Origin of the sequence: Synechococcus sp. A10-1-5-9 (genome assembly GCF_047716785.1) — a bacterium.
Classification (GTDB): domain Bacteria; phylum Cyanobacteriota; class Cyanobacteriia; order PCC-6307; family Cyanobiaceae; genus Synechococcus_C.
Map to the genome: position 1 here is coordinate 1,285,398 of NZ_CP180406.1, position 14,223 is coordinate 1,299,620.

The window sequence follows — 14,223 nt, forward strand, 5'->3', positions numbered from 1 at the left end:
CCATGACGCAAAGCACCTACTCCGATGCCGCGGCCACGGCTGCCAGCTACTACGACAGCACCGATGCCGACCACTTCTATGCCGACATCTGGGGAGGCGAGGACATTCACATCGGCTTGTATGCCGAACCCGATGAAGCCATCGCCGCGGCCAGCCGGCGCACAGTCGACACCCTGATCGACTTGATTGGCAGTGAGGGGCTAGGCGATGGACAAGCTGAGCGCCTTGTGGTGGATTTTGGCTCTGGCTACGGGGGTGCTGCTCGCCGTCTCTGCCAACGGCCCAACATGCGGGTCGAAGCCATCAATATTTCCGCCGTTGAGAATGATCGTCATCGGCTTCTCAACCGCGAAGCCGGTGTCGACCAGACCATCACCGTTCACAACGCCTCCTTTGAATCGGTTCCTCTGGACGATGGCTGTGCTGATGTGATCTGGAGCCAAGACGCAATCTTGCACTCAGGTGACCGTCAGAAAGTGATGCATGAGGCGTCGCGCCTACTGAAGCCTGGCGGTGTGATGGTGATGACCGACCCCATGGCCGCCGATGGCGTTCCAGCCGAGTCGCTCTCAGCGATCCTGCAGCGGATCCACCTCCAAGACCTCGGCTCCCCGGAGCGCTACAGAACCTGGGCTGACGTGGCTGGGCTTGAACGAACACATTGGGACGATCGAACTCCCATGCTGATCAAGCACTACAGCCGCGTGCGTGAAGAGCTCAAGCAGCGCCGTGAGCTGCTGACCCGCACCATCAGTACCGACTACCTCGAGCGCATGGATGCTGGCCTCGGCCACTGGGTGGAAGGAGGTGAAGCCGGCCGACTGTGTTGGGGCCTGATGCGCTTCCGCAAACCACTGCACTGATGGAAACACCTGACAACCAAGCGCAATCTTCCGACCACACCCCCCGCGAAGTGGTTGAGCAGCTCATCCAAGACTGGAATCTGCATCCCCATCCCGAGGGTGGCTGGTACAGGGAAATGCACCGCAGCCCGGAACAGATCACCCGCAGCGACGGTGCGCAGCGCAGCAGCATCACCGCCATCCTCTTTCTCCTGGATGCCGAATCCAAAAGTTGCTGGCATGCCGTGCACGGTGCCGACGAAATCTGGATCCATCTGCAGGGCTCACCCCTGAGCCTCTGGACGCTGGAGCCGAATGGCAGCGAAGCTCTCCAACACGTTCTGTCACTTCACCAGCCTCTGCACGCCGTTCGGGCAGGTCACTGGCAGGCAGCCCGCACGGAAGGGCAGTACAGCCTGGTGAGCTGCTGCGTCGGCCCAGGGTTTCAGTTCGAGGATTTCGAGATGCTGAGATCTCGACCCGCTGAGCAGCATCCACCGGGGGCGCTGCCTGACCTGCTCTGACATCTACGCTTTGGCGATCGATGGCATTCCATGGGCAGCAGTTTCGGCACCCTGTTCCGCATCAGCACCTTCGGCGAGTCCCATGGCGGCGGCGTGGGGGTGATCCTGGAAGGATGCCCGCCAAGACTGGAACTGGACCTGGTGGCCATTCAGGCTGAACTCGATCGGAGACGCCCTGGGCAAAGCAAGATCACCACACCCCGAAAGGAAGCCGACCAGGTGGAGATCCTCAGCGGTGTGATGGATGGGATCACCCTTGGCACACCGATCGCCATGGTGGTGCGCAACAAAGATCAACGTCCGCAGGATTACAAGGAAGTGGAGGTCGCCTTCCGCCCTTCCCATGCCGACGCCACTTATCAGGCGAAGTATGGGATTCAGGCCCGCAGCGGTGGAGGGAGAGCCTCGGCCCGGGAAACCATCGGACGAGTGGCGGCTGGAGCCATTGCCCGGCAGATACTGCAGCGATCCCATGGCACAGAGGTTGTGGCCTGGGTGAAACGCATCCACGATCTGGAGGCCCAGGTGGACGCCAGTGCCGTGACGCGTGAAGCCGTGGAGGCCAACATCGTGCGTTGCCCGGACGCGACGATGGCTGAACGCATGATCGAACGGGTCGAAGAGATCGGACAGGAAGGTGACTCCTGCGGTGGCTTGATCGAATGTGTCGTGAGAAGGCCGCCCGTTGGCCTCGGGATGCCAGTGTTCGACAAGCTGGAAGCGGATCTGGCCAAAGCCGTGATGTCCCTGCCCGCCACCAAAGGCTTCGAAATCGGCTCAGGCTTCGCCGGCACCCTGCTTAAAGGAAGCCAGCACAATGACGCTTTTCTTCCCAGTGACGACGGAAGGCTGCGCACGGCCTCCAACAATTCCGGGGGAATCCAAGGAGGAATCAGCAACGGTGAGCCGATCGTGATCCGCGTGGCCTTCAAACCAACTGCAACGATTCGCAAGGAACAGCAGACCATCAACGACCGTGGCGAAGCCACCACCCTTGCCGCCAAAGGGAGACACGACCCTTGCGTCCTGCCGAGGGCCGTTCCGATGGTGGAAGCGATGGTGAATCTCGTTCTGGCCGATCATCTACTGAGACAGCATGGCCAATGCAGTTTGTGGTGAAGGAGTCCAGCCGCGATTAGCTGCGGGCAGGCGAATCGATTCCATTGACGCTGACCAGCGGCGCTGCTGCTTTCGCCATCCGCCCAGCCACAGTGCCGGAAGCGGCCGACGATTGAGTGCGCTTGCGAGCCCTCTTGGCAGGTCGGGGGTTGGCAGCGGTCCCTGTAGACGCTTTGGCAGCAGGCTTCGGAACAGCCTGCTTTTTGACAGCTGATGGCTTGGCTGACGAGGGTTTGGCCATTGATTTCGACGCTGCTTTAACAGGCCTAGCGGACGTGGCTTTCTTGGATGCAGTCGCAGGTTTCTTGCGGGCTGGTCTTGTCGACGCAGCTCGGTTGCGATGGCTCAGCACCATCACCCACTCCTCGTCCGTCAAAGATGCAGGCTTGCTGCCATGGGCGTTGGCAAGCTTGGCCGCTTTTTCGATGTCCTTAATCAGATTCACCCAAGAGGTCGCGAATCGCTTGTCGGACTGCGAACGGGCACCGCTTTCAACCAGCGTTTCCACAACCCCTGCGGCCGTGACCTTCTTACGGCGACGGTTGAAGATCTCTTTCTGAAGCTGAGCGACGAGAGCATCGGCTTTGTCGCTCAGCTTGATGGATAACTGAGACATCGGCACAGAAACATCTCTCTCATCTGTAGCAGATGAGTCTCAACTCATCCACCGAGCCATGGCTTCATCCCAGGATCCAGGGCATCGTCGACGAACACGGTCCGGCCCAGAGCGACGGCGTTGTAGCCGGCCGCTAACCAAGGGATCAGATCGGTGCATCGCAGTCCACCGGCAGCAATCATGAACGGGAGATCACCCATGGGAGCCGAGATCTGACGCCGATAGTCGACGCCGAGTACCGAAGCCGGGAAGAGCTTCACCAAGCTGCAGCCAAGCGCTTGGGCTGATCGAATCTCAGAGGGCGTCATGACTCCAGGAACCAGAACACAGCACAAATCTCTCGCCTTGGACTGCAACTCGGGATCCAGAAGTGGAGACATGGCATAACCGAGACCCAGGTTGGCGACCTGTTGCAGAGCCGGCAGTGTGGACACGGATGCCGCACCCAGCCTGACTTCTGGGTAACGCTCCCTGATCGCGTCAACGAGCATGGGCCAACGGGGATGAAACGCCCAGGCCAGCTCAACATGCAAAACACCCGCCCCTACCAGCTGATCCAGCTGATGGCAGAGGCGGGTGCTCTCAAAGGTGTTTTGGTAGTCGTTGGATCCTGGTCGCAGAACGACAAGAAGAGGCTGATCGGTTAATGAGCTGATCAGACACTCCGAAGGATCAGACGTATTCGGCAACCCGGACGTCACTGCGGATCAGAAGCTCTTGCAATTCTTCTGCATCAACAGTTTCCTGCTCCACAAGCATCTCTGCGATCTCGTCGAGAACACTCCGATTGCTGACGAGCACCTTGGTCGCGCGCTTGTAAGCGACATCGACCAGATCAGACACCTCTTCATCGATCGTGGCAGCAGTGTCCTCAGAAAAATCACGCTCAGCGGCGATATCCCGACCTAGGAACATCCCACCCTGGGATCGGCCCAGAGCGACCGGCCCGAGTTTGTCACTCATGCCGAAACGGGTCACCATTTGGCGGGCAACCTGAGCCACCTGCTGGAGGTCGTTGGAGGCTCCAGTTGTGACCTCGTCCTCCCCGTAGACGATTTCCTCGGCCACCCGACCACCGAGTGCCACGGCCATCTGATTTTGGAGGTAGGTGCGTGAATACAGACCCGACTCCATCCGTTCCTCGCTAGGGGTGAAGAACGTCAGTCCACCAGCATTGCCTCGGGGAATGATCGAAATCTTCTGAACAGGGTCGTAATCGGGCATCAGCGCTCCAACCAGGGCGTGACCAGCTTCGTGGTAAGCCACCAGACGCTTGCGACGTTCGCTCATTACACGGTCTTTTTTCTCAGGACCGGCCATCACCCGTTCGATGGCATCGCTGATTTCATCGTTACTCACCTCACTGAGATCGCGGCGGGCCGCAAGAATTGCAGCCTCATTCAGAAGATTGGAAAGATCAGCACCGGTGTAGCCAGGGGTGCGGCGCGCCACTTTGTCGAGATCGACGTCCTTCGAGAGGGTCTTACCTCGGGCATGCACGTTGAGAATCTGCAGACGACCGGCGTAGTCAGGACGGTCCACGACAACCTGCCGGTCGAAACGGCCTGGACGCATCAGTGCTGCGTCCAGCACATCGGGACGGTTCGTGGCAGCGACGATGATGATCCCCGTATTGCCCTCGAAACCATCCATTTCGGTGAGCAGCTGATTCAGCGTCTGTTCGCGCTCATCGTTACCTCCACCGAGACCAGCGCCACGCTGGCGGCCAACCGCATCGATTTCATCAATGAAGACGATGCAAGGAGCATTTTTCTTGGCCTGCTCGAACAGATCACGAACGCGGCTGGCACCGACACCCACAAACATTTCCACAAATTCCGAACCGGAGATGGAGAAGAACGGAACACCAGCTTCACCAGCCACAGCCTTGGCGAGCAGAGTTTTGCCAGTTCCGGGAGGGCCAACGAGAAGGACTCCCTTCGGAATCTTGGCGCCAACCGCCGTAAAGCGATCAGGGTTCTTGAGGAAATCCACCACCTCAGTCAATTCAAGCTTGGCTCCCTCGATTCCAGCCACATCTCCAAACGTGATCTGAGTGGAGGGCTCCATTTGAACTCGGGCCTTGCTTTTGCCGAAATTCATGGCCGGGTTCCCACCGCCACCGCCGGATTGAGCGCGGCGGAAGAGAAAGAAAAGACCTCCAAGCAGAAGAACCGGAAAGATCAAGCTCGAAGCAGCCTGTTGCCAGGCTCCCGGTTGCCTGGACGGCTGAACAGCGATGTCCACGTTGTGATCCGTGAGCATCTTGAGCAAATCCTTGTCTGGAGCCAGATTCACTTCAGATCGACGGCCATCAGTTGCCACAACCTGTGCTGTTCCGCGATCGGGAGAGAGCAGAACTCGACTGACCTGATCCTCCTGAACCTGCTCAACGAAATCGCTGTAACGGAGGTTCTGAGCCGTCGCCGCGGGATCTGGACGGTCAAGGAAAGCCGTTCCGACCACGATCACCACGACTACTAACAGGACATAAAGCCCTACGTTGCGCCATCGCTTGTTCAAGGTTTTCTCGCCTTAGATGAAGGAATGTTAATGGGATCCTGAGGGGTCAGGAGGCTCGCAGAACCTCGACCACGCTACGGAACGCGAACCATTCCGGAATCTCCTCACCACTGCGAAGCATCTTGCGGAACTGCGTGCCGCTGAGTTTCCTCACGTGCAGGCCACGGGCTTCGGCGTGTTCGGCCGTCACGTAACCCTCTTCCTCTGTGTAGACCAGGTTGAGGGATGGAACCGTCTCCATCGTGAGTTCCGGCGCACATTCCTTAGCGAAGTTCTGTGCGTCATACGCGCCATAGAAGTCATCTCCGGTCAGTGATGACTTGCAACCAGCCATATCGCGCCCAATGATGAAGTGAGTGCAGCCGTAGTTGCGGCGGATAATCATGTGCTGCAGGGCTTCACGAGGTCCTGCCATGTGCATGGCATAGGGGAGATAGGCCCAACGAATGCGCGGATTGTCCACCTCATCAGCAAGACGTTCATAGGTCTGGAACCGCACCGCACCGGGGATGTCGTCCTGCTGGGTGGGACCGCATGTGGGATGAACCAGCACCACGGCCTTCTCACTCACATTGCTGGCATCCAAAGCTCGCGTGAACAGTTCGTAATGAGCACGGTGGATGGGATTGCGGCACTGGAAGGCGACCACGTCTTCACCAGCAGGCAACCCGGCACGCACTTCCGCAGGGGTCTTGCAGGGAAACACCCGCTTCGGGAGCTCAAGCCCCTGGATCACCCCTCCGAGATAGAAGCGACGGCGTTCCGTAGCAATCATCCGAACTGCGGGATGCTCGAGGGATGTGGTGCCATAGCAGCCTTTGGCCTCCACAACCTTGTCGGGCTCCCACTTGTCCTCAACCGTGAGAACGGCAAGATCCTGACCCTTGTAGGTGAGCAGCACCTTGTCTCCGACCGTCACATCGTCTCGATCGGTGTCCATGACGATTGGCAGGCCGAACAGATGACCTGAGGTCGTGCGATGACCTTCCACAACAGCGGCATAGTCCGCCTGATGCATGAATCCGCGCTCAGGAGAGAAGCCACCGACGATGAGGAGCTCCACGTCGCAGGCGTTGCGGTCGGAGCATTCGATACTTGTGGTTGCTGAAGCTTTCACAGAAGCCCGATCGGACTCAGGCACCATCAGATCAACCAGGGTCCCTCCATAGGGGGCAATCACGCCTGAGGACTGTGTTGAGGTGGTGCTGGCAGTCATGACAGGCCTTCATCGAAACGGGAAGCTCGAGAATTGTCCCAGATTGCACAAAAAAAGGGGAGCGCATGCTCCCCCTTCGGTCGGGTTGGCGAGGAAGAAGCGACGAAGCTCAGGCTTCCTCGAGTCGACCGTAGAGCTCACCATTGATCTTCACATCAACGATTTCACGGCCACCCATATCGGAGTCTGAAGGCTGAATGGCTGAGAAGACTCCGGCGAATTCTCCGGTTTCAGGATCAACTTTGGTGATGGACATACTCATGACACCTTGACCATCGATGTATCGCTTGACGTTCTCGGTCTCCAGCTCCTTGTAGTCGCCACCCAGGCCAATCAGTCCTTGTGGGTAGTCCACACCAGTTGTGAGAGCGCGGCCCTTGGGATCAATGAAGTTGCTCGTGCGGTAGCTGGGGGTCCGATATGTTCCGTCGAAATCAGTGCTGGTTGTAATCGCGGCACCGTTGGCCGAGGCACTCAGACTCTTACTGGAGAACGTAAAGGGAAACTCCTCTCCTCCGGGAATCAGCACAGTGATCGGCTGAAAATCAATGCCACCTTCTTCCTTGAAGGTCAGGCTGTCTTCTCCGACTTCAAGTGTGCCGTAAACCTCATCGAGACTGGAGGTGTAGCGCGTGAGGATTTTGCCTTCGACAAATTGTGCTTCTTGTCGTTTGTTGGCAGGCTCACCCTTAACGAAGACTTGCGTGGGGTGCATGCAGATCCCTCTGAGCTCGTAATCAGCACCAGGGGTCAGCGCAATGGAACCGCGAGCCGAGTCTGAAAGGGTTGGGCAGTCGTTGGCCTTACCCGTATTGCGGATGTCGTCGTAAGTGACATTGGAACGTTCAACGGCCTGTGCACCGCCGCTGCAGGCGGTGACAACCGTGAGACAGAAGGCCAGCACCAGGGCCAGCAGAGGACGGAAGCGCATGGGAGAGTTGCCGAATGGCCGGGTGGTGACAATGTCCACCGATGAGGCGGATCCTACAGAAGCTGATCGGCCACTCCCGCTAGGTTCGCAACCTCTCAACAACGTGAAGCGATCGGCGTGCAGCGCAACGATGAATCCATGATCCAGGCTCAGCTTCAGCCAATGCTTGAGCAGCTTCGGGCGCTTGCCGACGACCAACGCGATAAGCCTGAGGCACTTCTCCTCTTCCTCAGAGAGCTTGAAGCCCTTCACCGCGACGTTCAAGAGGGAGCGTTTCGCAACAGCCTTCCGGAAGATCGCCAGCAGCTCTTTAGCTTTCTTCAGACCCTTGAGCGCAGCGGTGGCTGGCCCTATATCCCTCGGCTGCAACTCAAAACCTTCATCGCACTGCTCGATCAGGGACCTGCTGATATGGCGGCCTAATCGCCAAGCTGGCTGAGCCGATCCAGCAGATCGTGTGCCAGAGAGAACTTGTGCATGGCAGGCATTTCCTCCTGGCGTTCACCGGGGCCGATGAGCCAGCCACCGTTCAGGTCGCAGTCAAGACCCTGATTCGGGCGATCGATCGGATTGACCATCAACAGGTCACACCCTTTGGCCTGATACTTCTGATAACCGCGCTGGAGCAAGGTTTTATCGTCTCCACCTAATGCAGCAAAACCCAGCAGGCGTTGCCGGGAAGGACGTCTTGACCGCAGCAACTGAAGCAGGTCCGGCACCTGCTCCCAGCCCTCAGCAATCGTCTTCATGAGCTCGCCTTTGGGAAGTTTGGAGGAATCCTCCAAGCGCTTGCGCCGCAAATCCGCAACGGCTGCGCACATCAACACGGCATCGGCGCGTGGTTGATGCTCCAAAAGGCAGAGCTCCATTGCTGCGCTGCTGAAAGCCGGCAGACAGTTCAGACCCTCCAGCCAGGCCTCTGGAACCTTCAGCGGACCATGCACCAAATCAACGTAAGCACCACGGAAGCGTGCCGCTTGCGCGAGCAGAACGCCCATGCGGCCGCTGCTGCGGTTACTGATCAGGCGCACAGAATCCAGCAGTTCCTGCGTGGGCCCAGCACTGATCAGCACACGCTTGCCGCGCCAATCGCAACGCAGCCTCCCCTGCTTGTCAGCCTGCAAAAACATGCTGGCGGCAGCCAGCACGAGGCACTCCGGAGCAGCCATCCGTCCGGTCCCGACGCGGTCACACGCCAGCAATCCGGCCTCCGGAGCCAAGGGCAGCACCCGAGGATCTCCATGGAGCGTGAGCCAGTTGCGCTGAACCGCCGGGTGTTGCCACATGGCGGTGTTCATGGCTCCTGCAGCCAGAACCGGGCACTCACAGGCCAACAGAAGACTGGCAAGCAGTCCTTCGCCCTCACCGTGCACCCATCGAGAGAGGCTACTGGCGCTCAGCGGTGCCACGATCACCAAATCGGCCCATTCCGCGAGCTCGATGTGCAGAGGTCGCGAGCGGGACGGATCCCATTGATCAGCGTCCTGAAGACAGGAATGACGACTGAGACAAGCCAGAGCGACAGGACTGACAAGCTGGGCAGCACTGCTGGTCACTAAGCAACGGACCTGCGCACCCTCCTTAACAAGAGCACTCACCAGCAGTGGTGTCTTCACAGCGGCGATGCTTCCGCAGGCCGCAACAACCACTCGCCGTCCCTGCAGCAGCCCGTCCATCGGTCAGTCCTCGTCGAAGGGTTCCTGATCGATCAGGTGCACATAGGGACGCGTGAGCTCAGGGCGATGAATCGCCAGAGCACGAAGCAGGTGCCAGTCGCTAAGGCCCTCAAACGGGGTTGGGTAGTCGTCGTCTTCAAGACGACGGGCCAGGGAGGCCACCGAGGCTTCATCAAAGGAAGCCAGACGCTCCGGCGTGATCGTCATGCAGAGCGTGGACGCTTCCTTCATTGTGCCTGGAGTCTTCAACGAAAGACAGACGCTAGGTTTCGGTTAAGGGGGGTTAGCTCAGTTGGTAGAGCGCTGCGATCGCACCGCAGAGGTCAGGGGTTCGAATCCCCTATCCTCCATAAGTCATTTAAGAATGGACGTTATGAATTGGACGTCCGACGCCGAACAAGCGCTTCGCGAAGTTCCCTTCTTTGTTCGTCCAGCGGTCCGTCGCAGGATCGAATCATTAGCAATTGAGCAGAAGCGTGATCTAATCGACAGCACATTCTACGAAAAGGCGAGATCCCAGTTCGCCCGCGGTTCGTGATGAATTTTCGGATGGTCACACGCCGAACCTTTCGACCGCTTCTCATGACCGTGCTGGGGTGTGCCGTGTTCGCTTCAATTCCGGTGCGCCCGTCCGCACTGCTGACTTACCTGCTGATTCTCATGGCCGGCGGCCTGGCCCGCCGCTGAAGACACCCCAAGAATGCAGTGCTGCGGGGTCATGCGGTAAAAGAGACGTTGAGAAGATCTCGGTAAATGTCTCAGTCAAAACGCGAACAGGTGGTGAGTCATCTGCGTTATATCCGTCAGGAATTGCGCGAAATGCACCAAGGCGTCATGGAAGACGGCCTCTTACCAGAAGCCGGCGAAGTGCGTGGTGTGATGGCGCAGATGGAAGCCCTGCTTGAACTGCTCGAAGGCAAGAGCTCTCGCAAGGCCAAAGCTGAATCCGACTGATTTCGACGGCCCTCTTGCCAAATCGCTAGGAACAAGCTTTCCTTCGCCAGTCCCCATCATCCGACCCAGGCCATGCCTGGGTTTTTTATTTTCAGTCCAAGATGTAGGGCTTGATAAAGGCAAAAGCACTAGGAATGGTGTAAACATCGTTCGGCAGGGTCTGGGTCGGGTGATGGGGATCACCAGTGCACCTCCCTGCCTCTTCTCTGAGCGGCTTCCCTCATGACCGCCCGTCTTCAGTCAACCCAGCTTCAGCAGAGTCTTGGAGAAGCCTCGACTCGGCTCGACCGTTGGGCGAAGAATCCCTGGCGTCGTGCCTCCCTCCTCCTGATCGCCCTGACGGGAAGCTTCATGCTCGGAAACGGTATTCCTGCCATTTCCGGTTCCCTCAATCTGATGGATCCGCTGGCATCCATGTTGAGCGTTGGGGTTCTAGAGGTGATGGTGCGCGTGAGGCGTCACTGGGCCAGGGATCACAACAATCATCTGGGCCGTCAGCTTCTGGACATGATCCGTATCGGTCTGTTGTATGGGCTCCTGCTGGAGGGTTTCAAGCTTCTCTGACGCTCCTGACTGCACTGCAGAGCACGGACAAAACTTCTGTCGATTCATACCCTACGGACAGACCTGCTGAAGTTCTGGCCATGGCTGGTGAGCGTTTCTACCTCGAGCTTGAGCCCCCAGAGGAACGCCTTCGTCATGCCCCCCACGTGGTGATCGTTGGCGGTGGATTCGCTGGTGTCAGAGCCTGCAAAGCCTTGGCCAATGCCGACGTTCGCATCAGCCTGATCGACAAACGAAATTTCAACTTGTTTCAGCCACTCCTGTACCAGGTGGCCACTGGTCTGGTCTCCCGCGGCGATGTTGCAACGCCTCTGCGACAAATGGTTGGACGCCAGCGAAATGTGCAGGTGCTGCTGGGTGAAGTAACCCAGATCAACCCTGAAGGCCAGCAGATCGTTTTCAACGGCAAGGCTTATGGCTACGACTATCTCGTTCTTGCCACCGGTTCAGGCAGCACATTCTTCGGGCATGAAAACTGGCGCACCTTTGCGCCACCGATGAAGATCCTCGAACACGCTGAAGAGATCCGCCGCCGCCTGCTGATGGCGATGGAGCAAGCAGAGCAGACCCCTGACCCAGAAGCGCGTCGATTCCTTCAAACGGTCGTGATTGTGGGCGGCGGACCCACAGGCTGCGAAATGGCGGGCGCCACTTCTGAATTGATGCGCAATGCCATGCGCCGTGAGTTCCGCCAGCTCAACCCATCAGATACCCGCATCGTTCTGGTGGATCCGGGCGATCGTGTGTTGAGGGCCATGCCGGAGTCGCTATCTCAAGCTGCCCAGGAAACCCTTGAGGCCCTTGGCGTGGAAATGCTCTTCAAGGGGCGGGTGCAGACAATGCAGCCCGGCGAGGTGACCGTGGGCACTCCCGATGGAGACCGACGCCTTCAGGCCGCCACTGTGATCTGGACAGCCGGTGTCCGCCCTTCCCATCTCGGGAAGAAACTGGCCGACGCCATCGGCTGCGAAACCGACAGGAGCGGACGCGTGATCGTGGCACCGGACTTCTCGGTGCCAGGCCACCCGGAAATCCGCGTGGTCGGGGACCTCTGCTCCTACAAGCACACCCGGGACGGCAATCCCCTGCCTGGAATGGCGGGACCCGCCACCCAGGCCGGCGGCTTCGTGGGCAAAGACATTGCTGCCGTGGTGAGTGGACGATCACGTCCAACGTTCAGCTGGTTTGACTTCGGCAGCATGGCCGTGCTCGACCGGGTGGACGCTGTCGCCGATCTGCGCGGTTTCAAGTTCAAAGGGGGCATCGGTTGGCTGCTCTGGGCTGCCGCCCACCTCGCCTTCATGCCCGATCGGGAAAACCGCTACACCTTGCTGATCAAATGGATCTTTGCAGTGGTTTCGCAGTCGAGAGCATCGATGCTGCTCACGGGGATGCCCAGTCAGCACATGGGACTGGATGCCCCAGATGCTGCATTTCCAATGCAGTCTGGCTCCGGCCCCTCGATCGCCGAACCCGGTGCTGCACTAAGGGCCGCAATGGATTACTACTCCAATCAGGTGTCTGGGCTGCCCACTCAGAGCGGAAGCGGAGACTCAGCAGCCGCCATCAAATAAAGCAGCGCCATGCGGATCGGGATGCCGTTGCGCACCTGATCCTCCACGAGATTGGCGCTCAGATCATCGAGAAGGGCACCGCTCATCTCCACACCCCGGTTCACCGGGCCAGGGTGAAGCACGGGAATCGCAACCTGGCAGGCCTCTAGCCGCTCATGGCTGAGCCCGAAGTCGCGGTGATAGCGATCCAGACTGGTGAGCATGTGCTGACGCATGCGCTCCTTCTGCAAACGCAAGGTCATCACCGCATCGGCTCCGGCCAGCGCATCATCAAGGTTGCGCACCACGGTCAACGAGCCCCGATCGGCAACGGGGTCTGTGGCTTGTCCCGGCGGCGGCTGGGCCACGAACTGCGCAAAGGCCTCAGGCACCAGGCTTGGCGGACCGCAGAGAATCACATCCGCGCCACAGGCGGTGAGGGCCCAGAGATTGGAGCGCGCCACCCGGGAGTGGAGAACATCGCCCACGATCACAATGCGGCGTCCGCGCAGAGCCTCCGGCAACGGGTGACTGGGGTTGAAATGCTGCGCCAGGGTGTAGAGATCGAGCAGCCCCTGGCTTGGATGGCTGTGCAGGCCATCGCCGCCATTGAGCACCACGGTGCGCTCACCCGTGCGTTCGAGGGCTTCGGCCAACTGCCTGGGCACCCCTGTGCAGCGGTGTCGCACCACCAGCACATCCGCACCCATGGCCACATACGTGCGTGCTGTGTCGAGCAGGGACTCTCCCTTGCTGAGCGAGCTGCTGGAAGGCGAGAAGCTGGAGACGTCGGCAGACAACCGCTTAGCCGCCAGCTCAAAGCTGCTGCGGGTGCGGGTGCTTGGTTCGAAGAAGAGTGTGGCCACCAGCCGCCCCTGAAGCGCCGGCAGCCTCCGCGCGCCAGTGACCGGCATTGCGCTGAACCGATGAGCCAGCTCCAGAACAGCCGCGTAATCCTCCCTGGAGAAGGTGGAGAGATCGAGGATGTGGCGGTGGATCCACGCGCTCAACTGGGCGTCCGCTCACTCTCTTCAATTTTAAAGGGAGGTGATCCATTCGCACAGGATGCACTGGGTTTGTAGGCATCCTCCAGCTGCGGCTTTCGGTCTCCCTTGGCCCTTTTGCTCACGCTGCGACTCGCCTGGAGATACCAGCGCCACGGCAGCTCCTGGCCTCTGGCAATTCCAATGCGGGTGGTCGTGAACAGCGCTGGCTCCCGCAGATTTGAAGGACGCGGGGCGATCCAGAGATCCTTCCCAGTGCAGGCTGCACAACCATCCATCTGCCGATCAATCCCGAAGCGACGGGCCAGCAGCCCGGGTCCCGCTGCCACACGCTCTGGCTCACCAGGCAGCGCCACGGCCCTGAGCAACACACCATTGGCCCAGTCCGCCCGATCGGTGACCACATTCACGCAGTGGTGGATGCCATAGCTCACATAGACGTAAAACCGCCCTGGCTCACCAAAGAGCGTCTCGTTGCTGGGGGAGCGGCGGCGATAGCCGTGGCAAGCGGGGTCGTCTTGGGAATACGCCTCCGTTTCCACCACCACACCCCAGAGCAGGCTGCCGTCTGTTGGGCCTTTCACCAACCGGCAGCCAATCAGTTCAGGGGCAACGACCTGCGCTGGACGGCAGAAGAAGGCGTGGGGCAGGGCTGGGAGGGTCTTGGAGGCTATGGGAGTGGCTTTGGGATGAACAAAAGG

18 protein-coding genes and 1 tRNA gene are annotated in these 14,223 nt (G+C 59.4%); 10 read left to right on the top strand and 9 right to left on the bottom strand.

What is annotated here, in order from left to right:
* The first annotated feature begins 2 nt into the window (after positions 1-2).
* The 3 genes from ACLM45_RS07320 to aroC are packed head-to-tail and all read left to right on the top strand — an operon-like array spanning position 3 to position 2,485.
* Positions 3-863 carry an SAM-dependent methyltransferase gene (locus ACLM45_RS07320; RefSeq protein WP_415411282.1) on the top strand — a complete coding sequence of 287 codons (861 nt, stop codon included), beginning with the start codon at positions 3-5 and terminating at the stop codon, positions 861-863.
* Entirely contained in the window at positions 863-1,366 is a 504-nt protein-coding gene (locus tag ACLM45_RS07325; RefSeq protein ID WP_415411283.1) for a cupin domain-containing protein, read from the top strand. The genes ACLM45_RS07320 and ACLM45_RS07325 overlap by 1 nt, the downstream gene beginning before the upstream one ends.
* Positions 1,367-1,396: 30 nt before the next feature.
* Positions 1,397-2,485, top strand: coding sequence for a chorismate synthase (gene aroC / locus ACLM45_RS07330; protein WP_415411284.1), 1,089 nt, complete (start codon positions 1,397-1,399; stop codon positions 2,483-2,485).
* A gap of 16 nt (positions 2,486-2,501) precedes the next feature.
* On the opposite strand, the gene ACLM45_RS07335 is transcribed toward aroC, so the two are convergent.
* The 5 genes from ACLM45_RS07335 to psbO form a co-directional block, all read right to left on the bottom strand.
* Positions 2,502-3,101 carry a hypothetical protein gene (locus ACLM45_RS07335; protein ID WP_415411285.1) on the bottom strand — a complete coding sequence of 200 codons (600 nt, stop codon included), beginning with the start codon at positions 3,099-3,101 and terminating at the stop codon, positions 2,502-2,504.
* Between the two features lie 44 nt (positions 3,102-3,145).
* Complete coding sequence (locus ACLM45_RS07340; protein ID WP_415411286.1) at positions 3,146-3,790, bottom strand: bifunctional 4-hydroxy-2-oxoglutarate aldolase/2-dehydro-3-deoxy-phosphogluconate aldolase; 645 nt, start codon at positions 3,788-3,790, stop codon at positions 3,146-3,148.
* Positions 3,774-5,624 carry an ATP-dependent zinc metalloprotease FtsH3 gene (gene ftsH3 / locus ACLM45_RS07345; protein WP_006042287.1) on the bottom strand — a complete coding sequence of 617 codons (1,851 nt, stop codon included), beginning with the start codon at positions 5,622-5,624 and terminating at the stop codon, positions 3,774-3,776. The genes ACLM45_RS07340 and ftsH3 overlap by 17 nt, the downstream gene beginning before the upstream one ends.
* 46 nt (positions 5,625-5,670) lie before the next feature.
* On the bottom strand, positions 5,671-6,840 hold the full coding sequence (gene sat, locus ACLM45_RS07350; RefSeq protein WP_415411287.1) for a sulfate adenylyltransferase: 1,170 nt from the start codon (positions 6,838-6,840) through the stop codon (positions 5,671-5,673).
* 109 nt (positions 6,841-6,949) lie between these two features.
* Positions 6,950-7,771, bottom strand: a complete 822-nt coding sequence (gene psbO, locus ACLM45_RS07355) for a photosystem II manganese-stabilizing polypeptide (RefSeq protein WP_415411288.1) — start codon at positions 7,769-7,771, stop codon at positions 6,950-6,952.
* Positions 7,772-7,909: 138 nt separating this feature from the next.
* On the opposite strand from psbO, the gene ACLM45_RS07360 reads away from it, so the two are divergent.
* Complete coding sequence (locus tag ACLM45_RS07360; protein WP_050752019.1) at positions 7,910-8,194, top strand: hypothetical protein; 285 nt, start codon at positions 7,910-7,912, stop codon at positions 8,192-8,194.
* Here ACLM45_RS07360 and coaBC read toward each other — a convergent pair.
* On the bottom strand, positions 8,191-9,447 hold the full coding sequence (coaBC, locus tag ACLM45_RS07365) for a bifunctional phosphopantothenoylcysteine decarboxylase/phosphopantothenate--cysteine ligase CoaBC (RefSeq protein ID WP_415411289.1): 1,257 nt from the start codon (positions 9,445-9,447) through the stop codon (positions 8,191-8,193). The genes ACLM45_RS07360 and coaBC overlap by 4 nt on opposite strands.
* Before the next feature lie 3 nt (positions 9,448-9,450).
* Complete coding sequence (locus ACLM45_RS07370; protein WP_198005737.1) at positions 9,451-9,654, bottom strand: DUF2555 domain-containing protein; 204 nt, start codon at positions 9,652-9,654, stop codon at positions 9,451-9,453.
* Positions 9,655-9,724: 70 nt separating this feature from the next.
* On the opposite strand from ACLM45_RS07370, the gene ACLM45_RS07375 reads away from it, so the two are divergent.
* The 6 genes from ACLM45_RS07375 (at position 9,725) to ACLM45_RS07400 (ending at position 12,539) form a co-directional block, all read left to right on the top strand.
* Positions 9,725-9,797 (top strand) — tRNA-Ala (locus tag ACLM45_RS07375).
* A gap of 23 nt (positions 9,798-9,820) precedes the next feature.
* Positions 9,821-9,985 (top strand): PCP reductase family protein, encoded by a 165-nt coding sequence (locus tag ACLM45_RS07380; RefSeq protein WP_415411290.1) that lies wholly within the window; start codon positions 9,821-9,823, stop codon positions 9,983-9,985.
* 11 nt (positions 9,986-9,996) lie between these two features.
* Entirely contained in the window at positions 9,997-10,134 is a 138-nt protein-coding gene (locus ACLM45_RS07385; RefSeq protein WP_415411291.1) for a hypothetical protein, read from the top strand.
* Between the two features lie 66 nt (positions 10,135-10,200).
* Positions 10,201-10,401, top strand: a complete 201-nt coding sequence (locus ACLM45_RS07390) for a hypothetical protein (protein ID WP_006042295.1) — start codon at positions 10,201-10,203, stop codon at positions 10,399-10,401.
* A gap of 222 nt (positions 10,402-10,623) precedes the next feature.
* Positions 10,624-10,965 (top strand): DUF565 domain-containing protein, encoded by a 342-nt coding sequence (locus ACLM45_RS07395; RefSeq protein ID WP_006042296.1) that lies wholly within the window; start codon positions 10,624-10,626, stop codon positions 10,963-10,965.
* 80 nt (positions 10,966-11,045) lie between these two features.
* A complete protein-coding gene (locus tag ACLM45_RS07400; RefSeq protein WP_006042297.1) occupies positions 11,046-12,539 on the top strand; it encodes an NAD(P)/FAD-dependent oxidoreductase in 1,494 nt (497 codons plus the stop codon).
* Here the strand turns inward: ACLM45_RS07400 and ACLM45_RS07405 are convergent.
* Together ACLM45_RS07405 and ACLM45_RS07410 are read right to left on the bottom strand one after the other, a co-directional pair.
* Complete coding sequence (locus ACLM45_RS07405) at positions 12,500-13,528, bottom strand: aspartate carbamoyltransferase catalytic subunit (protein ID WP_415411292.1); 1,029 nt, start codon at positions 13,526-13,528, stop codon at positions 12,500-12,502. The genes ACLM45_RS07400 and ACLM45_RS07405 overlap by 40 nt on opposite strands.
* A complete protein-coding gene (locus ACLM45_RS07410) occupies positions 13,525-14,196 on the bottom strand; it encodes a DNA-3-methyladenine glycosylase (protein ID WP_415411380.1) in 672 nt (223 codons plus the stop codon). The genes ACLM45_RS07405 and ACLM45_RS07410 overlap by 4 nt, the downstream gene beginning before the upstream one ends.
* Between the last annotated feature and the right edge of the window lie 27 nt (positions 14,197-14,223).